The sequence below is a fragment of the Emticicia aquatilis genome (assembly GCF_014644295.1).
Taxonomy (GTDB): domain Bacteria; phylum Bacteroidota; class Bacteroidia; order Cytophagales; family Spirosomataceae; genus Emticicia; species Emticicia aquatilis.
This window is the reverse complement of record NZ_BMKK01000008.1, coordinates 26965-53120: the sequence shown is the minus strand read 5'-3', so window position 1 is coordinate 53120 and position 26156 is coordinate 26965. Positions and strand designations below refer to the sequence as shown.

At 39.7% G+C, this 26156-nt stretch carries 18 protein-coding genes; 1 reads left to right on the top strand and 17 read right to left on the bottom strand.

The features are described 5' to 3' along the window. Positions 1–73 precede the first annotated feature (73 nt). The 13 genes from hisD to IEX65_RS18580 form a co-directional block, all read right to left on the bottom strand. Positions 74–1351, bottom strand: a complete 1278-nt coding sequence (gene hisD / locus IEX65_RS18640) for a histidinol dehydrogenase (protein WP_188768150.1) — start codon at positions 1349–1351, stop codon at positions 74–76. A 94-nt stretch (positions 1352–1445) separates the two neighbouring features. Next, positions 1446–2558: an alpha/beta hydrolase family protein gene (locus IEX65_RS18635; RefSeq protein WP_188768149.1), complete on the bottom strand. Its 1113-nt coding sequence runs from the start codon at positions 2556–2558 to the stop codon at positions 1446–1448. 52 nt (positions 2559–2610) lie between these two features. Beyond that, positions 2611–2973, bottom strand: a complete 363-nt coding sequence (locus IEX65_RS18630) for a four helix bundle protein (RefSeq protein WP_188768147.1) — start codon at positions 2971–2973, stop codon at positions 2611–2613. A gap of 84 nt (positions 2974–3057) precedes the next feature. Beyond that, a complete protein-coding gene (locus tag IEX65_RS18625) occupies positions 3058–4050 on the bottom strand; it encodes a VOC family protein (protein WP_188768145.1) in 993 nt (330 codons plus the stop codon). 417 nt (positions 4051–4467) lie between these two features. After that, complete coding sequence (locus IEX65_RS18620) at positions 4468–5922, bottom strand: Gfo/Idh/MocA family protein (protein ID WP_188768143.1); 1455 nt, start codon at positions 5920–5922, stop codon at positions 4468–4470. A gap of 185 nt (positions 5923–6107) precedes the next feature. Then, positions 6108–7478: a glucuronyl esterase domain-containing protein gene (locus IEX65_RS18615; protein WP_188768141.1), complete on the bottom strand. Its 1371-nt coding sequence runs from the start codon at positions 7476–7478 to the stop codon at positions 6108–6110. Between the two features lie 3 nt (positions 7479–7481). Continuing rightward, positions 7482–10163, bottom strand: a complete 2682-nt coding sequence (locus IEX65_RS18610; protein WP_188768139.1) for a sialate O-acetylesterase — start codon at positions 10161–10163, stop codon at positions 7482–7484. Positions 10164–10435: 272 nt separating this feature from the next. Continuing rightward, positions 10436–14020 (bottom strand): family 78 glycoside hydrolase catalytic domain, encoded by a 3585-nt coding sequence (locus IEX65_RS18605; RefSeq protein ID WP_188768128.1) that lies wholly within the window; start codon positions 14018–14020, stop codon positions 10436–10438. Between the two features lie 183 nt (positions 14021–14203). After that, entirely contained in the window at positions 14204–14581 is a 378-nt protein-coding gene (locus IEX65_RS18600) for a Dabb family protein (RefSeq protein ID WP_188768126.1), read from the bottom strand. A 24-nt stretch (positions 14582–14605) separates the two neighbouring features. Then, complete coding sequence (locus IEX65_RS18595; RefSeq protein ID WP_188768124.1) at positions 14606–15364, bottom strand: SDR family NAD(P)-dependent oxidoreductase; 759 nt, start codon at positions 15362–15364, stop codon at positions 14606–14608. A gap of 84 nt (positions 15365–15448) precedes the next feature. After that, positions 15449–16219: an SDR family NAD(P)-dependent oxidoreductase gene (locus tag IEX65_RS18590; RefSeq protein ID WP_188768123.1), complete on the bottom strand. Its 771-nt coding sequence runs from the start codon at positions 16217–16219 to the stop codon at positions 15449–15451. A gap of 109 nt (positions 16220–16328) precedes the next feature. After that, positions 16329–16817, bottom strand: coding sequence for a cupin domain-containing protein (locus tag IEX65_RS18585; RefSeq protein WP_188768121.1), 489 nt, complete (start codon positions 16815–16817; stop codon positions 16329–16331). Positions 16818–16824: 7 nt separating this feature from the next. Beyond that, positions 16825–17238: a nuclear transport factor 2-like protein gene (locus IEX65_RS18580; protein ID WP_188768120.1), complete on the bottom strand. Its 414-nt coding sequence runs from the start codon at positions 17236–17238 to the stop codon at positions 16825–16827. Positions 17239–17397: 159 nt separating this feature from the next. Here IEX65_RS18580 and IEX65_RS18575 point away from each other — a divergent pair, with 159 nt between their 5' ends. Then, the gene (locus IEX65_RS18575; RefSeq protein WP_188768119.1) at positions 17398–18066 is read left to right on the top strand and encodes a hypothetical protein; all 669 of its coding nucleotides are present in this window, start codon (positions 17398–17400) and stop codon (positions 18064–18066) included. Positions 18067–18127: 61 nt separating this feature from the next. Here the strand turns inward: IEX65_RS18575 and IEX65_RS18570 are convergent, their stop codons facing one another. From IEX65_RS18570 to garD, 4 genes are all read right to left on the bottom strand, one after another. Continuing rightward, on the bottom strand, positions 18128–21928 hold the full coding sequence (locus IEX65_RS18570; RefSeq protein ID WP_188768118.1) for an RICIN domain-containing protein: 3801 nt from the start codon (positions 21926–21928) through the stop codon (positions 18128–18130). Between the two features lie 220 nt (positions 21929–22148). Continuing rightward, positions 22149–23054: a 5-dehydro-4-deoxyglucarate dehydratase gene (kdgD, locus tag IEX65_RS18565; RefSeq protein WP_188768117.1), complete on the bottom strand. Its 906-nt coding sequence runs from the start codon at positions 23052–23054 to the stop codon at positions 22149–22151. 78 nt (positions 23055–23132) lie between these two features. Then, positions 23133–24428, bottom strand: a complete 1296-nt coding sequence (locus IEX65_RS18560) for a glucarate dehydratase family protein (protein ID WP_188768116.1) — start codon at positions 24426–24428, stop codon at positions 23133–23135. 56 nt (positions 24429–24484) lie between these two features. Next, positions 24485–26044 (bottom strand): galactarate dehydratase, encoded by a 1560-nt coding sequence (gene garD / locus IEX65_RS18555; protein ID WP_188768115.1) that lies wholly within the window; start codon positions 26042–26044, stop codon positions 24485–24487. Positions 26045–26156 lie beyond the last annotated feature (112 nt).

Here is a 26156-nt window from a genome sequence, read left to right as displayed (position 1 = left end):
GTTATTAGAAAACTGGTTATTGATTACTATATTAATGAAAAATACAAATAACCAGTAACTAATTCTCCAGTAACTATTTACTATATTTTCTAACTCTCAAATCTGCCTGTTCTTTGTGACCTGCGAAGTTTTCGATTTCGCATAGACGAGAACAATATTCACCAATTAGCTTGCTTGCTTCTTCGGTTTTGATTTCTTGGTATGTGCAAGTTTTTAAGAATTTGCCTACCCAAAGTCCGCCGGTGTAGCGAGCTGCTTCTCTTGTTGGAAGCGTATGGTTTGTACCTATGACTTTATCGCCATAAGCCACATTAGTTTTATCACCTAAGAATAATCCACCGAAATTGGTCATTTTTTCTAAGAAAAGACGTGGATTTTTGGTCATTACCTGTACGTGTTCGCTGGCGATGCGGTCGGCTTCCGAAATTAATTCATCAACGGTATCACATAATATTACTTGTCCGTAATCTCTCCAAGCAACAGCGGCAACATCGGCCGTTGGTAAAACAGTTAGTTGTCTTTGAATTTCGGCTTCGATACCTTCGGCAATGGTTTTGCTGGTAGTCAGTAAAACTGCTGGTGAAGTTGGACCGTGTTCGGCTTGACCGAGCAAATCAGTGGCACAAGTTTCTACATCGGTTGTATCATCGGCAATCACCAAAGTTTCGGTCGGGCCAGCAAAAAGGTCAATTCCAACTTTACCAAAAAGCTGACGCTTGGCTTCGGCTACGTAGGCGTTTCCCGGCCCAACGAGCATATCGACTGGTTTTACTGTTTCGGTACCAATAGCCATCATAGCGATTGCCTGAACGCCGCCCAAAAGATAAATTTCGTCAGCACCTGCCATGTACATTGCCGCTACCGTAGCGGATGGAATTTGTCCATTAATGGGTGGTGTACAAGCAATTACACGCTTTACACCTGCTACTTTTGCCGTGAGTACGCTCATGTGAGCCGATGCAACCATTGGATAGCGTCCACCTGGAACATAGCAGCCCACCGAGTTTACTGGAATATTTTTATGTCCCAAGAAAACGCCTGGTAGGGTTTCAACCTCAACATCCTTAATAGATTCACGTTGAATTTGAGCAAAATTTCTGATTTGGGTTTGTGCGAAATTAATATCATCAATTACTTGTTGCGGTAAGCCCGCAATGATTTCTTTGATTTCTGACTCAGATAGTCGGAAACTGGCAGGTGACCATTTATCAAGATTTGCTGAAAACTCACGCACAGCGGCATCGCCTTCTTGCGTAACTTTTTCGAGCATGTTTTCTACTAATGCCCTTACTTTCAAATCCGCCTCTTTGCTCTCGGCGTATGTGATTCCTTTTTTTATTTGTTGTATCATACCCCTAACCCCTAAAGGGGAATTTTATATCTTAATTAATTCTTTTGGTTTGACTATAATCAGAATTTCCTTACTCCCCTTTAGGGGTTGGGGGCTATTCTTTTATCTTCTTCTCAATCCAATCGTACATATTGAATGACTTCGTGAAGTCATCCACTGAGCAGTGAGCCGAACCACTTTCTTCTTTAGGCACAATTTCCATCACGTGTTCGCAAGTGAGAGCCTCATTTACTTTGTAAGCATTTTCTACAAAATTCTGGCGGTCATCTTCCCCGTGAAGAATATAGGTTGGGCATTGGATTTTCTCAGCCACGCCTTCCAACGTAAAGTTTTTCAAGCGTTCACGTGCCTCGGTCATGTTGTCAGCCCCTACGATGTGCTGCACGATTTCAGCTAAAGGGTGATTATCTGGACGGTTTTTCCAAATATCATAATAAGACCAAACCGCTCCGAAAATCATACAAACTTTGAAGCGAGGCTCAAAAGCTGCACAACGAGCGGCCATATACCCACCCATAGAAACGGCTCCGATTCCTACTCTCGAAGTATCAACATGCTCGCCCAAATTTTCGATGATGTAATCTAAAACTGCTGAACCAGCTACATTATAATCGTAGCGAGTATGAATATGGTTTAATCTTAATGCTGCTCCTTGCCCTGGGCCATCAACGGCCATCATGGCAATGCCACGTTCGTTGAGGTGTTGGGCAATACCGAAATAAAGTTCTTCGGCCAAACTATCTAAGCCACCAAACATGACTACTACTGGTGGATTTTTTACACCCGATGGTTTGAAAAGATAGGCTGGAAGGAATGAGCCTTCAAACGGAATATCAACCGTTACTGGACGCTCATCGAACAAATCAATGGCTTTGATGAAAGCATCACGGCATTTGAGGTAATATGGAATCTTACGTTCATCATGCAAAGTCATAAAAAACTCGCTTGTACGAAGATAATTGAACGCTCTGAGGTAAGTTCTACGGGCAGATACTCGCTGACCTGCGGCGGCATAAGCCTCGGCTTTGTCATAAACTTTATCACCCATTTTTACCCACGCACGGTTAAAACTCTCACGGTCAGATGGGTCGATTTCGCCTGCAACCTCTAAAATTTCGGCAAATTCACCGCCACCATAATGGGCTTGGGTCAATGCTCTATTTACTTGATATGAGGGCATATACTGCCCAGGAAAATAATGCCACATACTGATTTTGGATTGGGGATTTTGGATTGGGGATTTATACCCTTCATCCTAATCAATTATTTTTTAATTTCTTTTTGACTGAGTTAATACTTGAAACTATGATTGATAATAATTCATTGCCTTCTTTCCAAAGCGGAGAAACTAAATCTCTTTTTGAATCATCAAGGCCAACTGTGAATTCTAACCAAAACATAGTTTCGTCTAATTCTTCCTCAACGATTTCCAGTTTATATTTAAAATCGTTAGTTGATTTACCTCTACAAGCCGCCCTGTAATTTGCAGCTGCAGAAGGAGCACATCTAACAATTTGATTTCGTACTGTTCGAAAACCAAGCGAATCGGGTAATTTTTCAGCAAACTTTACAATCTCAATTGCATAGGTTTTTAATCTATCTTGTAGTTCTTTTTGTGTCATTTTGATTTAGTTTTTTGTTTAATGATTTGAACATAACAGTTTCTATCAATAAATCCGAAATCCCAAATCAAAAATCCCAAATCATTAAACGTCTGCTGGTTTTACTGTTCCGTCTTCTGAAAGGCCGAGTTTTTTGCCTTTACCCATTTCGGCAAATGGATTGGCACTTCCCCACGCATCATTCGGATTATCTTTTAGGTAATGAACATCGAGGTGGTCTGGTGCAAATACCAATCTGGCACAAGCATAGTACTCAAACAAAACTCCACTACCTGGGTCGGTAATGTAAATGAAGAAACCTTCATCGGCTTTGTGGCGAGTCGGAGCACCCATTACACTTTTATAACCTTTTTCAATGAAATAATCAAGAGCTATCAAAACCTCCTCTCGGCTATCTACATTCCAGCAAATATGGTTTAGAACACCTTCGTTTTCGTCAATATTTGGGTCGGTAAATACTGCAATATCGTGTGATAAGTTACCGATTGTCCATAAGCCTCCAATTGGTGGAATCTCATCACTAATACGAATCTCATCAGGGTTTTTCAGACCAAAGGTTTGCCAAAATGCCTTTTCAGCGGCATATTTCCCTTTGGCAACCATGTAGGTTACGTGGTCGAAACGGCGTGGATTTGCACCCAATTTACGGTTACTTGCATAGCGGTCGGCATAAATACTACCTCTTTCGCCAGTTTCACGCAACCAAACTACATCCCAAAATACTTCATGGGTGTGTCCGTCTGGAGATTTAAAACGGTAAGCTTTTCCATGTCCTAAATCACCTTCTACCCAGCCTAAACCAGCACCTAAGTTTTCAAGATGAGCCACACATTCTTCAAGTGCTTCGGCACTATCCGCACGCCAGCCGATGTGTCCAAGTCCAGATTTTTCGCTTTGTGTGAGCTTTAATGTATGATGAAAATAATCTCCCCAAGCTCGGAGGTAAACTGACGATTCTTCACGACCAGTTTCGTCCATGCCAACTACATCTCTGAAAAATTCAACCGATTTGTTAAGGTCAGTAGTCAATACCTCTACGTGAGCCATTTGAGAAAGAAAATGAGGATTCTTTGCCATATTTAAAATTGTTATTATCTAAGATTTAATGTTACAAAATTAATTTAATAAATAGGATATTATTTAGCATTTTACGGCGAATACTATGCAGAATCAGAGATTTCTTTGGCTGATTATTTCATTATCAAATTTTATACAATGAAAAATACCATAAACGACTGGTATTGAATTATATCAACTATTTTTTGTAGTATATCTATACACCTTGATAAATTATTATCGCTGGTTAATATTATTTATTTGAAAGGGAGACTAAGTAATTTGTAATGGAGAAGCCGTTTTTTTCGTAAAAGCGTTCATAAAAAAACCTCAAAAAGGTCGAACAATCATTGTGATGTTCCACCTTTTTGAGGTCATAAATTTAATTGCCCTAAATATATTTTTTAAGACTAAATATTAAACTTTAAAGGATTGCTTCTATACTTTCCAACCTTCACGATAGGTTCTACCAACAAATTGGTTGGCTTCTTCTAAGTTAGTGATTCTCATATTTTCACCATCCCAAAGAAGTTTTTTACGAGCGAAAAACTCCATTTGTCCTTTACTATTTTCTTTACGCAGCATATAGCTTCTAATAGCCAAATTACCCATTAAAACCGTTTCGGTCATTGGGCCGGCATAATCAAAAGATGATGTTAAACCTAAATGCTCTTTGCTTTTAAATCCTGCCTTACAGGCATCAACCCATCTGCGTTGGTGACCGTATTCGGGTTCAATATCTTTAGGTAAATCTGGGCCTAATTCTTTCGTACCATCATTTAGATATAATTTTGGCATCATTGGTGAACTGTCATTAATATTGGTCGAAATGATACCTTTTTCGCCGATAATAAGCACACCATTGCTACTGTTTGTTCCGCCAATATCTTCATTGGCAGGGATAATATCAGGGTGTGATGGACGGATACCTCCATCGCTCCATGTCATTTCAATGCGTGATTTGCTCTTAGCAGTTGCATCAAAATGAAGCGTAATGAATGAAGATGCTGGGCAACCCTCAGGGTTGTAATCAGGCGACCACATTTTTGAATATACTGAAGCTACGCTACATTCAGCATCGGTTGGGTATTTTAAACCCAAAGTACGGAATGGAATATCTATCAAGTGACAACCCACATCACCTAAAGCTCCCGTACCGTAATCCCACCAACCTCGCCAGTTAAATGGGTGCATGTTCGGAATGTAAGGCTTATATTCGCTTGGCCCCAACCATAAATTCCAGTCTAAATCCTTTGGTTTTAAGCTTTCATCTGGTTTTGGCATCGGATTTCCTTGTGGCCAAACTGGGCGGTTTGTCCATATCTGCACTTTTGAAATTTTACCGAGTTTATCAGAATCAATCCAACCTTTCACGGTATTCAGTAAAGGATTCGATGCCCCTTGATTACCCATCTGGCTCACGATTTTATATTTTCTGGCCATTTCGGTGAGTAATCTCGCTTCACGAATATTATGCGTCATTGGTTTCTGCACATATACGTGTTTGCCTCTCTCCATTGCAAAAGCTGCCGCAGGGCCGTGTACGTGGTCAGGGGTAGAAATCGTTACGGCGTCAATGTCTTTTTCTTTATCCAACATTTCACGGTAATCGGCATAACGTTTTGCATTAGGAAATAACGCAACTGTTTCTTTGGCAGAACCCGAAAAGTCAACATCACAAAGAGCCACGATTCGTTCTCGACCATTAACTGAGGCATTTTTAATATCACTTCGGCCTTTTCCTCCTGCACCAATGGCGGCAATGTTAAGTTGGTCACTTGGAGAGGTAAAACCTACTCCACCAAGTACATTTCTCGGGACAATAAAAAAAGAAGACGCCATCGCTCCTTTCTTTATAAAATCTCTCCGAGATTCATTCATTTTTTTCTTCATTGTTTAAATTTTATAGGATTGAATATTTGAGCTTAATTGATGGTATTGCTGAGATTAAACCTCATTATTTTCTTAGCTCTTTTTACTTCGCTAAACTACTAAAAAGTTATGGTCTAATATCTGTAATTATGAAATAAATTTAATATCAGTGTTGACGAATAGTAATATTTTAAAAAATAAAAAACTCACTTACAATCGCTCCAATATTTACACGCCCATCCAATCCAAGTACTCCAGTTTGGGCCTGTACTATGTCCACCTGCGTGTTGGCGGAATGCAATTTCTCCATCGGTTAAGGCCATTCCCAGTTTAGGAAACTCCATAGTTCCTAAACCTTTTTTCCCATGTAAAATATACACAGAACTTGCATGAGCTGCCCCCAAAAACATTCCTTTTGCATCTACCCATTGGCCTTCTACTTGGGGTGAACCTGAGCTTATAAAAACTGGTCGTGGAGCACATAAAGCCACTAATTCGTGGGCATCAACTGGAAGGTCGTTGGGTGTTAGTTTACTGGTATATTTAATAAAATTGCCTGCAAACCAATGATATTCGCCAGAAGATGCTAAGTTTTCGACTTGTTCGCCAAAAACTCTGCGAAGGATTTTTGCTCCACCTGCACCCGATGAACCTATAAAACCTAATGAAAAACGAGGCTCAAATGCCATGGATACAAGGGCAGCTTTTCCGTAGCGTGAAAGCCCTTCGATTGCCAAACGTTTGGCGTCAACATCTTTGTCTGATTCAAAATAATCAATGGCACGACTTGCCCCCCAAGCCCAAGCACGTAATGCTCCCCAATCGTCGGGTTTTCGACGCCCACCTTTGTTTACCAAACCGATGATTCCCTTCGTAAGACCAGCTCCATTATCAGCCTGAATACTACTTGGCTCAATAATGGCATATCCCCAACCCCGTGAAATAAGTTGCTCTTGCCAAGTAGGCTCACCCGACGAACCTAAACCAATTGGTTTAATTGAGCCAGCATTAAATGGCGAACGTATAAAACCAAATTCCATTACTACTGGTACAGGCTTGGGAGCTTTGGCAGGAGTTGCCAGTAATAAATTTATTTCAACTTTTATGGCTGGATAAGATGAGTTATCGACAATTCCTTTTAATATTTTTTGTGTAATGGCTTGATTACCCACTAAAGTATCTTTTACAGAAATTACTTGCCAATTTACGGCTGGTAGATTTTGTGGCAATCGGCCATAGATTTCGTTTTCAAAATCTGTCACTAACTCGGGGCGGCGTTTTTCTGTCCAGTCTTTTACATTCTTTACTTTTTGACCATTTTTTAGCATTAATGGGTCTGGTAAAGTGTATTTATTTACTTTTTCTTCCGAACTATTGGCGGCATTGGCATCGTTTGGATTGCCCGAAGGGCCTCTACGAATGAGTGAACGGTCAATACCCAGCTGCTCGACCATATTATTATAGTCTTCGCTGGTTAGTTTATTTATGCTATCTCGTTGAGCAGGAGTAAGACCAAATTGTGCAAAACTCGAAAGGCTAATACTACTCAATAAAATTATACGTTTGATTGCTTTCATGGTTTAAGGTTGAGTTTTAGTCTTGATGGCTTTGATATGCTCGGCCACATTCAGCATAGTATCTATATAAATTTCTTTTTCGTTTTCTTTCAGATAATGTAACAATTTGCTGTGTTCTTCTTTTGCTACATTTAGGCCATGCTCCCCTCCTACACCATGAAACAAAAAAACGAGTAATTTACCTGAAACTTGAGCTTGTTTCACCAATGCTATCATCTGCTCAGCAGTAGTTCCCTCCATGCTATAACAATCAACATCTAATAAGTTCTGCTCTTCTAAATTGTGCATTTCTGACCTAACAGCCCTTGCTGCTACAAAATCATTGGCAAGACTTTGCATAAATTCACCTTCAATCACCTTTTTGTGTCCGCAGGTAAAAGCAAAAGTGCGTTTGTCTTTGCCATCAATTGATTTTAGGTAAGCATTACACATTCTAACCTCATCTTGCATTCGTTTCAAACTATATTTACTTAAATCGTATTCGGGTTTTACCCAACTCATACCTGGTAATGTCGCATCGCATGGATGATAGAGTGTATGATTTCCCAGTTCGTGACCATTCAAAGCGGCTTTTCGCCAATGATTGATACGTTTTGAACCTGCATCTGATGAGGCCGTCAGATAGAAAGTTCCTTTCAAACTCAAAGAATCTAAAGCAGGAATGACATTATCCAGATGCACATTAAGGGCATCATCGTAAGTCAGTACAACGGCACATTTTTTCCCTTTCCATGCTTTGGTTTCATCAAGGTTTTCGGCGTCGGTTCTGAATGGCGACGCAGGAAGATTGGTCGAATTATAGAAGTTTACATCTTCGGGATTATCTTGCCACGCATATCGCACATATTTTGGTGTTTTGACGCTTTCATTCCATAATTCGATTTTGTCTTTTCCAACGATACGAGTCTTAGCCCAAACGAATTTTTTATCGTAATCAGCAATCGCAAACCAACGTAAATCTTCACCGTCTTTTGATGTGATTCCCTCAGCTACATTATCAAAGCTCAGTATTATCTTATCGTTTTCGATACTTTGAGATTTGAGTGTTGGCCCCGAAAAAACGACTGATTTTTCGTTGTAAGCCAAATTTCTGGCCGAAAGAGCCAAACGTTTACCAATATCTTTTTTGTTAAGTGGATGAATATCATTCCACTCGCCCAAATCTATCGTAACTGTTACGGCAGTATTGGGCAATTTTAGTGCTTGATTTTGTCCTTCTCGAAGTCGGGCAATATTGCTTTCGGTAGGTGTATAGTTTACCTCTTGAAAATTCGCCAACTGTACCACAAAAAATGGCAAATTTGCATCATGCCAGAGGCTTCGCCAGTCGTTAATCAAAGCGGGCATAAAAGTATCATAAGCTTCTGGACTACCAACATTGCTTTCGCCTTGATACCATACAAAACCTTTGATTTTCATTGGCAAAACTGGAGCAATCATGGCATTGAATAAAGCTGTTGGCTGATTTTGAAATACAATTCCGCCATTACCCGAAGCACCTGCATTTGTTGGTTGATACACCTCTCCTACTTTATATTGCCATGTGCCTTTTAGGTCTATTTGCTCACCATTGCTTGTCATGAAGTAAGGCTTATCGGGTACGAATCCGCCCTTGCCAGCAGTATTGGTTACTCTGATAACAAAGGTATTTTTTCCTGCTTTCAATAAATCGGCAGGAATTTCGTATCGTCGTGGAGGATATTGATAGGTGATATTTCCGATTTTTTTCCCATTTACATACATTTCATCGGCATCAACAATTCGTCCCATATAAAGCTTGATAGCTTTACCAAGCCAACTTTGCGGAACTTCAAACTCTCGTCTAAACCAAACTACGCCGTTCAAATCTTTCAATCCTTGGTCTTCCCAAAAACCTGGGATATTTATATTTCGCCAACCTTTTGGCTGATAATCAGCACTTTCCCAGTGTTCAATCATTCCTAAATCTCGGAGAATTGGCTTGTTTGACGAAACAGCAGGACGGCGATTAAGCGAGTTTATATATGCTGTGTCTTTATTTTTGGCAATGGTTTTCTGAATATCGGCAAAGTTTTTATAGCCGCCTTCACTTATCCAAGCTTCGATTGGAGTACCTCCAACCGAGCTATTGATGATGCCAATTGGCACTTTGTATTTTTCATAAATTTCACGGGCAAAAAAGTAAGAAACCGCTCCGAACGTAAGAATATCCTTCGGATTTGCCGTTTTCCACTCCCCTTGCGGTAAATCATCTTTGGGAGCATTCAAATCGGTGAGTGTCTGCACGAAGAAATTACGAATATCAGGATAATTAGCCGAGGCAATATCATCGGGGTATTTTTCTTTCACTCGTTCCATCGGAATTACCATATTGCTCTGTCCACTACAAAGCCATACATCGCCAAAAGCTATGTTTTTAATAGTGATTTCGTTTTTACCTTTCAGTAGCATATCAAAACCACTTCCTGCGAGTTGTGCAGGAAGCTGAATTTCCCATTTACCATCATCATTGGTAGTAGTTTTGTAATCTTTTTTATTGAAAGTGAGCGATATTTTCTCTTTTGGAGAAGCCCAACCCCAAACCTTTATGGGTTGGTCTCGCTGCAAAACAATATTATCAGAAATGAGTTTTGGTAATCGAATTTGGGCTTTAAGCTGAATGATACCGAAAAAGAAAAGTAACAGAAATACTTTAATAATTTTCATAAAAGGTTGAGTCAAAATGGGGTTATTTAGTATGCTACTTTAAACGCAAAGTTTCAAAAGCGTTAGTGAGATTATCTTACGAAATTTCACATCAGTAAATCTTACATTCAAGATTCCAAATTTATATAAATAAAGTCACTTTTTTTATTAATTTTTGGTGTACTTCTCACTATTCACTAATATCTATCGACTAAATAAAACATTTATTCTACCAAACAACAAAGGCCACCTTGATAGATGGCCTTTAATTGATAATTAAGATTATTTACTTCTTACTTCACCTCAAAAACATAACTTCCCGAAGTTAAAGTAATTAATACTTTATCTCCTTCAGTTTTATCAGTTTTTACAGTTTTGCCCGATTCTGTAATTTGCTTGTTAGCAGGCAAATACAAGGTAGCCGATGTATTGGCAGGCACAGTAAACTTATAAGTTATTTTTCCTCCTTCATTTTTCCACTCGCTGCTGATTCTGCCATACATCGAATCATAATACCCTTTGGCAAATGTGATTTGTCCGCTTGGGTCTGGGGTTGGTTTTAGAATAAATTCCTTGAAACCAGTCTTTTGCGGATGGCGTTGAATACCCAACGAATAATTATACATCCACGAAGCCACCGCTCCAAACGAATAGTGATTAAATGAATTCATTGAGTTATTTCCACCAAAACCATTTTCTACGGTGTAAGAATTGAGCCTTTCCCAAATAGAAGTTGCTCCATTTACGACCGAATATAACCACGATGGATATTGCTTATTGACCAATAGTTTATAGGCTAAATAGTTGCTACCGTTTTCAGAAAGTGCTTCTGAAATTGAAGCTGTTCCGATAAAACCAGTCATCAATGAATTTTCGGGGCGTTCGATACCGCCATCATCTTTATTTTTACGAGCAATGGCTTCGTTTAAAAACTTAATAGCAAAAGCCTTGTTTTCAGTATTGAAAGTACCCAAAGCCAATGGAATAGCATACGATGCTTGAGTATCAACTAATTGCCCTTTATCAGATTTTGACGCTGCTTCTTGGGCATTTGGTGGCCCCATAAATCCAGTTTTTACTCCCGATTTAATAGTTCGATGAGTGGCTTTATCAACATAAATTTCGTTGAAGGTTTTCTTTATTTCCTCGCTTCTGTTTTTCAAACTCTTAGCCTCTTCGGTTTTGCCCAAAGCTGTTGCCATTTGGCTCATAATGTCTAAATCGTAAGCAAAATATGCCATCCAAAACTCAGTATTATCATTTTTATTCCCTTCTGGACTCAACCAATCTCCCAACGGGCCTTCGTTTAAAATTCCGTTTGATTTGTCAACTTTGGTTTCCAAGTAATTGATGTATTTTTTCATGGCATCGAAATGCTCGGCCAATAACTGAATATCACCGTATTGGCGATACGTTTCCCACGCAACCACAATTCCTGCACTTCCCCAAAGTGTGCCACCGAAGCCACCACCAACTGGAGCAACATCAGTAAAACGACCACTTTCTGGTTGAATGTCTCGCATGGCCAAAAGATGTCTTCTCAAAAATAAATTGGCATCGGTCAGGTAAGTGGCACTTTTTGAAAAAACCGAAATATCGCCACTCCAACCCATACGCTCATTACGGGCGGGCGTATCGGTCGGAATCGAAAGGAAATTACTGCGAAGCGACCAAGTAATATTTTGCCAAAGTTTGTTTACGAGTGCATTATTGGTTTCGTAGAAAGATGCCAATTCACTTATCGAACTGATTACTAAGCCTTTAACATCAGCCGCTGGAATAACTTGCTCGACGCCCTTAATTTCTAAATAACGATAACCGTGAAACGTAAATCGTGGCTGAATTACTTCATCGCCACCTTTTAAAATGTACTGGTCTTGCGTGAGGGCAGCTCGGATATTTTCCATCATGACCATTCCTTCATTTCCTTTATAATCAGGCAGATTCGGGTATTTAATTTCGGCATAACGGATATTGACAACTTGCCCTTTTTTACCATTTTTAATCTTGATTTGAGGAAATCCAACCATATTTTGCCCCATATCATAAACAAAAACTTTCGGACGAACTTCCTCTACATTAAGGGCATTGAGTGTTTTCACGATACTGGCATTATCGCCCATTTGACCAACAAGTTTGAAATCATTGTAGGGTAATGACGCAGAATATCTTCCCGAATATCTAACATCGCCTACTACAGCTGTACCTTCGAGTGGAACTTCTACGGCTTTTTTCCACAATTTATCATCATAAGTAGCAGTTGTCCAGCCTTTGATGACATCTTCTTTGGTGGCATCATAAACTTCTCCCTGAAAAAACGACCCAATCCTGATTGGTCCATCGGTATAAATTTTCCAGTCTTTATCATTCGACGTAACGATTTGTTCCGAGCCATCGGCATAAGTAATCACCATTTTTGCCAGAAGCGATTGGCGGTCGCCGAACCAATTCCAACTTTCACCGCTATATGTAATATTTCCGCTCCACCAACCTTCACTCAACCAAGCTCCAATGGCATTGGATTGACCGTTTTTGAGTGAAGAAGTAATATCGTAGGTCTGATACATGTGGTTTTTGTTGTATTGCGTAAGCCCAGGATTGAAATATTCGTTGCTGATGCGTTGTCCATTCAGATACATTTCATAAATACCTCTTACCGTTACATACAAACGTGCTTTTTTGATGGCTTTTGCTTCGGTTTTAAATACATTTCGGAGCATTGGCGTGGCATTTCGACTTGGGTTTGTAGTGATGAACGTATTACCAGAAACACGGTATGCCCCATTTTCAATACCGATATTGCTAAAAATACTTTTCCCAGCCGATAGATTTTCGGAGAAAATAGTATTACTCGGATAACGAAGGTTTTTTACTTGAATATTTGAAAAATAAGCACTTTGATTGGCTTCGGTTTTGAAACCAATATCGGCCAACATCGGAAAACTAATGTAGTTATTTCCGCTCCCTACTGGGTTTAGATTAACGCCTCTTGGGCCAAAACGACCTGCGGGAGGAGCTGTGGGGTCTTTTAATTTATGGGCATCATCGGAGCCATCAACAAAAAACTCAAATAAATCGAAATTACATTCGGTGTAAATGCTATGTTTATCAAATTTATTGGAGTTATTAATGATATTTTGAGGAATAGATAGCGTTTTGAAAGGAATAGTTGCTTTATCATCGGCAGTATAGCCAACTCGATAGATGCTTAATTTAGCACGGCTGGAAGTGTCGGCATTAAGCGAAGAGATATCTAATTCGAGTGCAACATAACTCTCATTTTTCTTACGCTCAACCCCCATGTAATTGAGGTTTTTGTTCATCAAACGGCTATCGTTTGCCCCCAATACAAACGAAGCTTTAGTAGAACTACTGGTTTTATCGAGTTGAATATCAAATTGGAGTTTGAAAACCGACAAATAATGCGAGTAAAATGGAATATCTTCGCCGCTACCACCTATCCAACTGGCACCTGACCACGCATCAATTTTGGTGTTCAAGAAACCCGTCTCGAACCAAGAATTATTGACCGAAAAAGCCTTAAAATTATCCCAAACTGTTAGTTTCCAGCGGTAGCGAGTAGTTGGTTTGAGAGCCTCTCCTGCATACTGAATGGCATGAGAAAGGTCAGATTCAACTCTTTTGGTGTTCCAAACTACTCGATTTTGCTCATCGGTCACTTCTATCTGATAAGCAACTTGAGCTTGACCACGTCTATTAGCAGCGTTAGCCATTTGCCACGAAAACTGAGGTTTGACCAAATCGGTTCCCAAAGGAGTGGTTTGATAATTGACTTGGAGCTTTTGTAGTTTGAATTGGGCAAAAGATTGCCCCAAAACCAGCATAAAAAGGGAGGTTAGTAAAAGGTATTTTCTCATCGTTAAGGTTGAATGTTTCGTTTTAATTTCAAAAATATAACTAACATTTATAAAAAGACTCCTGCACTGTCTTGTTTAAAAGTAATTTCAAATCAGAATTTTGTTTATACACAAAAGTGCCACAAAACCACGAATAAAAAGATATAAATCGTGGTTTTGTGACAAAATGCTATCACATGTATATTACTTCTCAACAAAATACTGCACAGCTTCAACCTTTTTAGTTATCGCAACACCTACTTTGATGTGTTTTTGGTGCTCGGGCGACTCTGCATATTTTGCTAAATCATCCAGTGAAGCAAAGGTAAAAGCATAGGTATGTTTGTTTTCTTTGTTGCGGTCGGTAATGGGTGCAACTCCCCATTCGTAGGCTTTCACTACTTTGAGTTTTGCCAAACCTTTAAATGATTTATCAACTTCGTCGATTTCGTTTTGAGGAGCATTTTCGGTGAAAGTTACCGTAACGATATGCTTGAAAAGCTTCGTTGGTTTTGTTTGAGCCTTAGCATTGAAACTATTGGCTATGAACAAGATAACGATTGTAAAAAAGAGGTTTTTCATTGTTTAAATTTTGGTTTGATATTATTAAGCAAATGCCCCACCATCAACCGCCATGCAATGCCCAGTGATGAAGCTCGACTGGTCGGAACAAAGCCAAAGAGCCACATCGGCTACTTCTTCTGGTTTCCCCATGCGTTTCATGCGTTGGAAATTAATGGCTTGTTGTAGTGCTTCGGGATTTTCGGCTAATTTTCTTCTACCGTGCATAATCATGGGCGTCTCTATGGCGGTTGGACAAATGGCGTTTATTCTGATATTTTTAGTGGCATATTCTATAGCTGCCGATTTCACTAAGCCATTTACGCCATGTTTCGATGCCGCATAAGGCGAGTTTTCGGGTTGCCCCACTAAACCTGCCGCCGACGAAACACAAACGATATTTCCACCGCCTTGTTTCATCATTTGTTCCAACTGAAATTTCACGCAATACCAAGTGCCCACAAGATTAATCTGAATTTGATTCAACCAATCTTCTTCTGGGTATTCATGCACAGGTTTGGAGACTTTTCCTGCAATACCCGCACAATTTACGGCATAATCTATTCTGCCAAAGGTTTTTACGGTGGTTTCTATTAGATTTACTACGTCTGCTCGTTCACCGATATTGCATTTTAAATAAATATGGGATTGCGGATTTGTGATTTCGGATTTCACTGACTCAAATTCAGCCAAATCTGCCAATACAACATTAGCTCCTTCTTCGGCAAATTTGATGGCCGTTGCACGCCCAATTCCCGATGCTGCACCCGTTACAATAGCTACTTTATTTTGGAATCTTTTCATGTTTGATTATTTGTTATTTGTGAACTGGTTACTGGAAAACTTGTTACTGGAATTAAAAATCAATCAGTAACTAATCTACAGTTCCTAATTCCCATCGCTAATCGTAGTGCCACCATCAACAATTATATTTTGGCCAGTAATGAATCCTCCTGCTTTCGAGGCGAGCATTACTGCTACACCAGCAATTTCTTCTACTTCGCCTACTCTTCTAAGTGGAGTTTGAGATAAACGTTTTTTCATGAATTCTTCGTTTTTCATTAAAGATTCCGAAAAAGGTGTGTTTATCATACCGGGTGAAATCGTATTTACTCTGATATTATCGGGGCCAAATTCTACCGCAAGATTTCGGGCTAATTCAATCAAACCAGCTTTCGAAACGCCATAAAGTCCCAGATATTTATTACCTCGTACACCCGCAATACTTGCCAAGTAAATGATAGACCCATCATTTTGCTCCTGCATGGTCGAAATGACCAATTTTGTTAAGTAAATGGCTGCTTGAAGATTCAAACCCATAGTTTTCTCAAAATTTTCTTGATTAATATCGAAAAAACTACCCGTTGGAGCTACTCCTACGCAGTTTACTAAAATATCAATCTTGCCAAAAGTACCGATAGCTTGCTGGTAAAGGGTATCAATATCTGCTTTACTATTCATATCACACTCAACCCCAATGGCTTCGATTTTTTCAGCACGAAATTCCTCGACAGTTTCGATTACTCCAGCCATATCATTGCTCGAAACTACAATTTTTGCACCATGTAGCCCCATCGCATAAGCAATTGCCTTACCCATACCCGATGTTGAGCCTGTGATAAGAGCGGTTTTTCCAGATAAATCAAATAAATTATTCATTTGGGATTTCAGATTGGGGATTTGGGATTTAAGTTTTTACAGTAAGATTTTGGGCTGCTAAATCCGTAATCCAAAATCGTAAATCCAAAATCGTAAATCCAAAATCGTCTTAGTGTATCATACATTCCTCCAGAGCAACGCCATTTACTTCGTAAGGTTTTGCCTCGGTCAGAATGAAAACTATCCTACAAATTTCATCGGCACTTGGGTTTCTCCATTTATGAATTGTACCTCTTTGAACGATTATTCCACCTGCCTCAATTGTTTTAAATACTTGATTATCAAGCTCCAGCTCAATTTTTCCTGAAATTACAATGCCATAATCAATACTATTGGTGCGATGCAGTGGCGATGAAGCATTGGGCAGCATATCTACCACCCGAATGACCGAACCACCTTTAAGCGTTGTGCCTGCGTCTCGAAGTCGGCCATCAGTTTCGTCATTACAATCGGCAGGTACGGTGGCGGTTGTCCAGATGGTTGCCATAGCTGCATCACCCGTTGGAATCACAACGGTTTCAAATGAGTCATCAGCAGTAAAAATGGCCATCCCATCGGTGGTGTGACCAGTTACGACTCTTCTAATTTCGTTCATCATTTTCCAATTATTTTGGTCTATTAGCTTCAAGATTTTTAACAAATTCTAAAAAACCACAGGTGGTTTCATCGCTTAAATCCATTTGAAATTCAAATTGTGTAATTTTTGCATTTTCGATAGTAAACTTTTCAAATCCTATAATTCGCTCAAAACCAGCTTTTGTTATTCTATCACTTCTAACTTCTACTTTTCCTTCAATTCGGTTGTCTGTTTCGCTGAAATCTATTGGAAATATTTGGCCATTCTGTTCGATAATCGATTCAGTAATATATGCTCGTAATAAATCTCGACTATTTGAAATAGGTGAAACTGGACGATAACGAAAATTTATCAAGCTCACATTTTCTGCCATCAGAGTCATTACCTCGTCGATATTTCCATCGTTCATCGCTTTTACGTAAGCATCAAATATCTCTTTCATAATTTTAGATTATTAAATCCAAACTTCTTTTAACTATTCACTACTGTTTTATTTCTTGCAAAAGTATAACTCAATCTATGTTTATTACTATTCAAAAACCGACTACAAATATGCACTATCCGATTATTTATTACTTTTGTCTATTATAAATCAAATATTATGAAAAAACTGTGTCTTTTATTAGTAACCATCCTGCTTTCTTCTGGACTATCGGCTCAGAATATTAAAATGAGTAAAGAAAGTCTCGAAGCCAATCAAGTGTATCTGTCTTTTATAAAGATGGAAGGAAAAGAGGTTGTAAAAATAGAAGCCGATACGACCATAAAAGGCACAGATGAAGCTACGTTTGTGAAAATAAAAGACCTTGACTTTAAGAATGGAGTAATCGAAGTAAAGGTTTTGAGCAGATTGATGAAAAATGCTCCAGCCTTTGCCCGTGGTTTTATTGGCCTTGCTTTTAGAATTGGTGATAAAAACTCAACATTTGAGAGTATTTACATTCGCCCGACTAATGGCCGTGCCGACGACCAAATTCGCAGAAACCATAGTATTCAGTACTTTGCTTTCCCCGATTTCCGTTTTGATAAATTACGCAAGACCGACCCCGAAAAATACGAATCTTACGCAGATATGGGCTTAAATGAATGGATAACGCTGCGAATAGAAGTAGCAGGACAAAAAGCTAAGTTATTTGTAAACAATGCAAAACAACCATCTTTGATTGTAAATGACCTAAAACTTGGAGCAGATAAGGCTGGCAACATTGGGCTTTGGATAGGCAACTGGACGGAAGGTTATTTTAAGGATTTGAAGGTAATAAAGAAATAACAAAAAATGTCGAAGACTGAAATAGCAATCTTCGACATTTTTCGTATAACTAATTCATTATTTAATTCCCACAACCAACCTTTATCTCGGCTCTAAAGACTGCTCCCGAAGAAATTGTTGTTCCAGGCAGTAAATTAATTGTCTTTACTGAGAAAAAGTTGACGTTTGCTCCTGTTGGAATGCTTACGCCTTGTTCGGTTTGAATATTCACGGCAGCACGATTTGTACCCGAACTCAATACCTGATTACTAAACAAGATATTTTGTAGAGCAGGTACGCCATTTTCATCAATTTGTCCGTTACCGTTATTGTCTTTGCCATCGCATAATTCGGGAGCGTTTGGGTAAATAGTGGCATCGGTATCATTAAAGTCAGTTTTGTTTTTTACATACCCTGTGCTGTTGGCACAGTTTCCGTAAATACTCTGGGTAGCATCGCCAAAACCGTCGCCGTCTTGGTCACGGTATAAGGTTGAAATTTGCCCACCCAAACTACAAGCAGCATCTTTAATCACTACTTTAAAGTCGATAAAATTGCCTTTCTGTGCCGTACAGCTTGTTGCCCCCGAAGATTCATAACCTTGAATCCGCATTCTGAGTGGCTCACCAACCTTAATATCGGCATCAGGAATTTTGAAACTTACAGTTGTCATTTGTCCTGCTGGCGAGGCTTTACCAACCAATTCATTATATCCATCAAATCGTTTGTCATTATTGAGGTCGATGTAAATATTATAAGATAGATTCGTCCAACCAGCATCGGGAGTACTACAATCAATACTATATGTGGTATTCATCTGAAGCGAGTCTAAAAGTGTGTTATATTTATCGGTATATTCCACACTCCCGATACTGTATTCGGTGCTTTTATATTTGATTTTACTTGCTCTTTTATACCAAGTAAAGCCTCCCGATATAGTTGGCGTACAATAGTTTTGATTCACCGAAAAATTGTACGAATTACTATAATAAGTACCTTGAGGAGTTACGGTTTTTAGTCTAAACTGATAATTTGTATTAGCGGCAATATCAAAATTTTTAAAGACAAGAACTGAATCTTTTTGATTGATATTCGAAATCGTCACTAAATCGGTATTATTGAAATTACCGTTGCCGTGTTCTATATAAACCTCCGAAATCGTGCTGCCTATTCTTTTTATTTTACCTTTTACTTCCCATGTAGTTCCTGTCAATGGATTAGCAGTTAAGGCGGTGGTCAGTGGAGCTCCGCAAGAGAAAACCTCAACCTCCGCAATATTGAGCGATGTAGCTCCAACTTTACTATTTTGAATTCGCAGATATCTACCATCAGTATTCGGCGAAAAAACTACATTCGGGGCTTTTCTACCATCAAGTTTTACTCTCCAAATGTTTGGGTCAGCCAAAGTCGTAGCCAAGTTAGTAGAAGAAAATGGACTTGATGAAATAAAAACATAAATACTGTCCATTCGGCTTTCGCAGCAATCCGTGCGATTCCAAATAACAGCATCAGATATTTTTACGACCTGACCTAAATCAACCTGCCACCAATCATTTGCAGCCAAAGCATCGGTATGAGCCACCGAACCATTATCATAATTCCCATCTTTATTGCCATCGACCGCACGGCTGGCATCGGCACTTCCGTAGGTGCTCACCTGAGTAGCGGGTTTATTTAGGGTCACATTCTCTCTTGTAGGCGAGCAAACCACTGTCGTACCCACACAGTTACAACTTTCGTTAATATAATCTCCGATGGTATTTGGATTTCCATCATTACAAGATTTTTTGTAATCGGAGCAAGCTATATAAAATTCTTTTTGAAACGAGCAGTTCGTTTGGTCAGTTACTGTGAGCGTATAAACTCCCGCCAAAAGCTGGGATGTCGATTGCCCAACGGCTGTTCCGCCACTCCACTGAAATGTATAAGGTGCTGTTCCACCCGAAACCGTCGCCGAAGCACTACCCGTTGGCGAAAGAGTGGTCATTTGAGTAGTGACATTTATGCTGAATTTATCTTTCTGCTTAACGGCAAAAGCGTACGGAATAGAAGTTACACCATCACTTACGGTTACGGTGTAATTACCTGCTGACAAGTTATTTGCCGTACTCTCTGTTGTTCCGTTACTCCAAGAAAAAGTATAATTTCCTGTTCCGCCAGTAGCCAAAACAGTTGCCGAACCAGTATTTGTACCAAAACAAGCAACTTCGGTTGTATTGACCGTAACATTCAGTTTATTGCTGGCTACTGGAATTAGCTTCCAAACACCCGAATTTCCAGTTGTACAGTTATTCTGTACTACATTGTTTCCATTGGTTGTGCCATCATTGGCTACTTGAAAGCACAGTCCATTCAGAGGTTTTATTTTATAATTATTACTACCCAAAGATTCTAAAATAAACTGCTGATTAGAACTATTTGCCGCCGACCAAATAATCAGTGCAGTACCTGCCGAAGTAGAGCCACCTGGCACATCAATGCTTCTTGACGCATTTTGGTTCATTACGATTTTGAAAACATTATCGCCTAAATGATAAAGATTCCAACGGGTATTTGCACTACTATCGGCCAACACTAAGTTTGTGCCACTGGCAGTAGAAGCCCCTGACGTACCTATATATTTACCGCTGTTTACATTCTGAATATGATAAGTACCATTAACAAAATTAGTTACACATCCTTGGTCGTTGGCATCGTATCGAATCGTATGTTTTCTCTTTGATGAAACCGTAGCGGCTCTTTCTCGCCATACACGGGCATTGTCAGCGGTTGAGGCATTGCCAAGTGGCAAATTGAGGTTATCAACTACTAATGGTGTAGAATAAAAATTTACGCTATTTCCGCACATGTGGGTTCTCGAATTACCATTATCATAGCCAGCGGCATAAGGCAAAATCCCGGGAGTACAGTGGCTACTTCCGATATTATGGCCAATTTCATGACGAAAAACTGCGGCAGCTCCATCAATACTATTGACTGATGAATAACCACCAACACCAGCCCAGCCACCTGCTTCGTTGACTGCACCTGTTGGCACTTGAATTGACGCTACAAAGTCGGGAGCGGTAAGGGCAATTTCATCGGCAAACCATGTGTAAACATCAGAAAGTACGCTCGTTACGATACCAGGGTTATGCGAATCAATACCAGTACCGACCAAACGTACATAAATATTAGTTACTAATGAATTAGATAAACCATTATTGACCATCTCGACCAATGAAAGAGCGTGGGCATCAATATCACCAGCGATGGCAGCTGCGGCATAACTATATCCGACAAAAAGGTCGGCTACATACTTACCCGAGGCATCTTTTTCTTCACAACCCGAAGCTGCCGCTATCAAATTATCTTTGGATTCAAAGGCAGTTTTCTCGCAAAAATCATTATTCTGAGCCCATTCTGTTATTCGATAGTCATCAGTATTAGTGAGTGGTTTTATTTCAAACGCCCCTTTTGAAGTATTCAATTGAATAACAATCTTGTTACTGGCAGGATTATAAATAATGACAACATCTCGATAATGAGCCAGATGCGAAAACTTTGTATCGTTGCTTCGTCCTCGGTAAACTTCCAGATTCTTGTAAGTTGTTTTTCTCGCTGGGTCGAGTTTCACAGGAATCTTTAGATTATCAAAAAGATTCAGATTGATTTCTGAGGGTAAACGTAATTTTTCTCCTGTCTTTAAATTTATATTGAGCTGCATCATAGCTGCTCTTTTCTCGCCTCTTTCGGCTTTTATTGCTGAGGTTCGAGCATGAGTCGGAGGGATAAATAAATCAGGCGTTTCGTTTTGAGCAAAAGTTAGAAACGAAATTATTACGGATAAGAAAGTAGTAATAAAGAAACGGTAATGGGTAAGTACGGTTTGGTGAACTTGCATTGATATTTATAATAGGTATTTGGCAAAATAAAGCAGTAAATTTATATCCATTTATGAGAATTGTCAGCTTTTGGAATATTGTATTTTTACGCCTAACCCTAAAATTAAACAAGAACTTATTAATAGGTAACAAAAAAAACAATCGTAGAACGGAAGTTTTATTCAATGCTTCCGAAATACGATTATAAACTTTTCTTTGCCATAAAAGGCTGTATCGGTATTATTTACTCTGTTCAATAATTTGGCGAAGTTGCTCAACTTCAGCCTCGGTTGGCATGGTGAGTGGAGGGCGGACATCACCTGCACTTTTACCAATTAACTTTGCCCCTGTTTTAATCAAACTTACGGCATAACCATTCTTTTTGCTGCGTAATCTTACCAAAGGAATATAAAATTTCTGCGTGATTTCTTCAACAGTGGCTTTATCGCCTGCACGTAGGGCTTTGTAGAATTTATTGGCTAACTCTGGCACGAAATTGAATGCGGCCGATGAGTAGGTATTCACTCCAATTGATAAATATGCCTCGGCAATAATCTCGGCAGTTGGAACTCCACCGATGTATGAAAGGCGTTTACCAACTGTTTTGATGGTATCGTTCAAATCTTGCATATTGCCTGTGCCATCTTTCAATCCAATGAAATTTGGACAAGCATCGGCCAATTTTTTGATATATTCTGCCGATAAAACACCATTGCCACGATTATAGTAAATAACTGGTAGTGAGGTATTTTGCATGATGGCTTTGGCATATTCATATACGCCATCTTGCGGGCATTCGGTAAGATATGGCGGAAAAAGCAAAATGGCATGGATACCGGCTTTTTCGGCAATTTTTGTGAAAGTTTTAGCTTCGGCGATGCTTCTTCCTGCACTGGCAATTACTGGGACACGTTCAGCCACAACTTTGACCGAAATATTAACTATTTGCTCGTATTCATCAACGGTCAGTGAAAAAAACTCGCCTGTTCCGCCAGCCACAAAAACCGATGAAACATCATGGCTCACGAACCATTCTACACGTTCGGCAAAGGTTTTGGCATTGAATTCACCTTTTTCATCAAAATCGGTGATTGGAAAAGAAAGAAGCCCGTCTTCGAGCGATGATTTTATTTTTGATAGTTCCATACCCCCAACCCCTAAAGGGGTGTTTTAATTAAGAAAATAAATTTTCGTACATCGTCATTCGTTAAATCGTCATTCAGCTTACCATCTCGTTGCTATAAATTTCCAATCTGGTTGTACTTTTTGCATTTCTATTTCGTCGTTACGTTTGGTTAGGCCGCATTTTTTGTAGTTTTCGTGCAATTTTGCCAAGGCGGCTCTATCTAATTCAACCCCTAAACCAGGCCCGCTCGGTACTGGTACTGCCCCATCTTCAAATTTCATTCTACCGCCAAGAATGATTTCGTCAGATTGCCACGGATAATGTGTATCGAGGGCATATTTGAAATTAGGAATGGCTGCTCCCAGATGCACCATAGCCGCCAACGAAATACCCAAATGAGAATTGGAGTGCATGGATAAATCACGCCCGAAAGTCTCACAGATGCTCGTTAGCTTCATTGATTCCTGCAATCCACCCCAAAAATGGTGGTCAGACAAAATAATATCTTCCGAACCCAACTGAACACTTCTCGGAATATCCCCAAATGAAGTCGTACACATATTGGTTGCCAAAGGTGTTTTTAGGGCTTTCCGAACGGCAGCCATGTTTTCTTGTCCACGGCAAGGGTCTTCTAAATACTCAATAATGCCTTCCATCTCTTTGCCATATTTGATAGAAGTTTCTACCGTCCAAAGAGCATTGGGGTCGATACGAAGTGGCACACTGGGGCCAAAGGCTTCATGTAAAGCCAAGATTGCATCTACTTCTTGGCGTGGCTCAAACACGCCCCCTTTGAGCTTAATCGACTGAAAACCAAACTCTTTGCACATGGCTTTGGCTTGAGCAACAATTTCAGCGGGATTCAAAGCACTTGCTTGTCGAGCTGCCGCCCAACCTGTGGCATTTGGGTCTGTTCTAAACTCCAATTCACCGCCAGCACCTTCGTATTTATAAAAAAGATAAGCCGAAAAAGGCACTGCATCACGGCGTTTACCGCCCAATAAATCTACCACTGGTCGATTGACGATTTTACCGATAATATCTAAACAAGCTACTTCAATCGAACTAAAAACATGCACAACCGTACGCTGGTCCCACGGAGTAAAACCTCTATCGGCAGGTTTTTCGGTGCCAAATTCGGCCAAAAGAATATCTCTTATTTTATTGATTTGAAATGGGTCTTGTCCAATGATGAGCGGACGGCTTCTTTCAAGAGCTTTATCAATATCTATATTTCCCGGAATCTCGCTGACTCCGCTGATGTTATCTTCTGTTACCAATTCAACAACCGTACGCAAGGCATAAGGTGCATGAAGCCCAGCGGCATTTAGCAACGGAGGGTCAACTACCGCAATGGGTGTAATGTGGAATTCTTTGATTTTTGGAAATTTCATGTGTTTTAAAAGTTTTAGCGACGGCATCGCTCAGAGCGATGCCGTCGCTTGAATAATTACGTCAAAGGCCCAGGATTAAACAAAACCAAATCATTATAAAGCCCGAGTTTATCAGTTGCTACTTTTTTGTTTCCACTGGCTATTTCGAGAATTAGGCGGAATAATTCCCAGCCCATTTCTTCAATAGTTTTTTGGCCGAAAGCTACTGGACCAGCATCAAAATCTATTAAATCGTGCCAGCGATTGGCCAATTTTGAATTTGAACTTACTTTGATGACTGGAACCATATTTAAGCCATAAGGTGTACCTCGGCCAGTGATGAATACGTGCATATTCATGCCTGCGGCCAATTGGAGCGTTCCACAAGCAAAATCACTGGCTGGCGTTGCTACAAAATTCAAGCCTTTCTTACGTACTTTCTCACCCGGTGACACCACATCTACAATCGGACTCGTTCCAGATTTTACAACCGAACCAAGTGCTTTTTCTACAATATTACTCAATCCCCCTCCTTTATTACCGGGGGTTGTATTGGCACTGCGGTCGGCTTGCCCTTGATTCAGATAATTATCATACCAAGCCATTTCGTCTTTAAGTTTTTGAGCAACTTCGGCACTTTCGCAACGAGGTACAAGCAAATGTATGGCATCACGTACTTCAGTAACTTCTGAGAAAAACACCGTTCCTCCACCTTTTACAATTAAATCTGCTGCAAATCCAGCAACAGGATTCCCCGTCAGCCCCGAAAAAGCATCGCTTCCTCCGCATTGCATTCCTACCACCAAATCAACTACCGAACAAGTTTCTCGTTTACGTTGATTGAGTTTTTGTAGATGTTTTTCAGCCATTTCCATAATACCATCCACCATTTCATAAAAACCCTCAAATTGTTCATCTTGTAAATAAAGGATACTTCGACTCCGCTCAGTAGCCGTGTCTGAGGCCGAGCGTAGTCGAAGCCCATCATCATCTGGTAAAAGCCTTTCAGGTCTAAGCTTTTCACAACCCAAGCCAATAATCATGATTTCACCACCGAAATTTGGATTTTTGGCGATGTGTTTGATAGTACGAATCGGAATAATTGCTGCTGGAGCATCAATCGCAATTCCACAACCATAACTATGGTTAAAAGCTACCACGTCATCGACGTTTGGATAAAGTGGCAATAACTCCTTTCTGATTTTATTTTCGATGAAGTTCGTAATTCCTGCAACACATTGTACACTTGTGGTGATACCTAAAACGTTTTTAGTACCTACGCTTCCATCTGCATTTTTAAATCCCTGAAAAGTAAAATTTTTCAAGGGTTCAACTTGTGGAACAGTCGGTTGAACATAAGAAATATTCTCTAAGTTTGGAGGTTGTGGCATACTGATATTGCTTTCGTTTACCCAGCTTCCTTTTTCAATCAATCTATTAGCGTAACCGATGATTTGACCGTAACGAATAACCTCATCTCCTTCATTAAGGGATTTCAAGGCTACTTTATGCCCCATCGGAATATCTTCTTCGAAAACCACTCCATCCAACACAATTGCACCACGCTTCAAACCTGTTGGATTTGCAACGATAGCTACATTGTCAATGGGGTTAGTTTTTATTACTATGTTTTGCATTTTATTGTCTATTACTGGTTAAATGGTGACCGGTTTACTGGTAAATTAGTTATTAGGAGTGTGATTCATAAGTATCATAAAACCAATAACCAGTTCCCCAATTTACCAATAA

Coding starts and splice junctions, on each gene's coding strand:
- IEX65_RS18590 (WP_188768123.1), bottom strand. CDS start 16,219: ATGAATAATTTATTTGATTTATCTGGAAAAACCGCTCTTATCACAGGC.
- garD (WP_188768115.1), bottom strand. CDS start 26,044: ATGCAAAACATAGTAATAAAAACTAACCCCATTGACAATGTAGCTATC.
- IEX65_RS18615 (WP_188768141.1), bottom strand. CDS start 7,478: ATGAAAGCAATCAAACGTATAATTTTATTGAGTAGTATTAGCCTTTCG.
- IEX65_RS18610 (WP_188768139.1), bottom strand. CDS start 10,163: ATGAAAATTATTAAAGTATTTCTGTTACTTTTCTTTTTCGGTATCATT.
- IEX65_RS18620 (WP_188768143.1), bottom strand. CDS start 5,922: ATGAAGAAAAAAATGAATGAATCTCGGAGAGATTTTATAAAGAAAGGA.
- kdgD (WP_188768117.1), bottom strand. CDS start 23,054: ATGGAACTATCAAAAATAAAATCATCGCTCGAAGACGGGCTTCTTTCT.
- IEX65_RS18580 (WP_188768120.1), bottom strand. CDS start 17,238: ATGAAAGAGATATTTGATGCTTACGTAAAAGCGATGAACGATGGAAAT.
- IEX65_RS18605 (WP_188768128.1), bottom strand. CDS start 14,020: ATGAGAAAATACCTTTTACTAACCTCCCTTTTTATGCTGGTTTTGGGG.
- IEX65_RS18575 (WP_188768119.1), top strand. CDS start 17,398: ATGAAAAAACTGTGTCTTTTATTAGTAACCATCCTGCTTTCTTCTGGA.
- IEX65_RS18570 (WP_188768118.1), bottom strand. CDS start 21,928: ATGCAAGTTCACCAAACCGTACTTACCCATTACCGTTTCTTTATTACT.
- IEX65_RS18635 (WP_188768149.1), bottom strand. CDS start 2,558: ATGTGGCATTATTTTCCTGGGCAGTATATGCCCTCATATCAAGTAAAT.
- IEX65_RS18595 (WP_188768124.1), bottom strand. CDS start 15,364: ATGAAAAGATTCCAAAATAAAGTAGCTATTGTAACGGGTGCAGCATCG.
- IEX65_RS18625 (WP_188768145.1), bottom strand. CDS start 4,050: ATGGCAAAGAATCCTCATTTTCTTTCTCAAATGGCTCACGTAGAGGTA.
- IEX65_RS18630 (WP_188768147.1), bottom strand. CDS start 2,973: ATGACACAAAAAGAACTACAAGATAGATTAAAAACCTATGCAATTGAG.
- hisD (WP_188768150.1), bottom strand. CDS start 1,351: ATGATACAACAAATAAAAAAAGGAATCACATACGCCGAGAGCAAAGAG.
- IEX65_RS18585 (WP_188768121.1), bottom strand. CDS start 16,817: ATGATGAACGAAATTAGAAGAGTCGTAACTGGTCACACCACCGATGGG.
- IEX65_RS18600 (WP_188768126.1), bottom strand. CDS start 14,581: ATGAAAAACCTCTTTTTTACAATCGTTATCTTGTTCATAGCCAATAGT.
- IEX65_RS18560 (WP_188768116.1), bottom strand. CDS start 24,428: ATGAAATTTCCAAAAATCAAAGAATTCCACATTACACCCATTGCGGTA.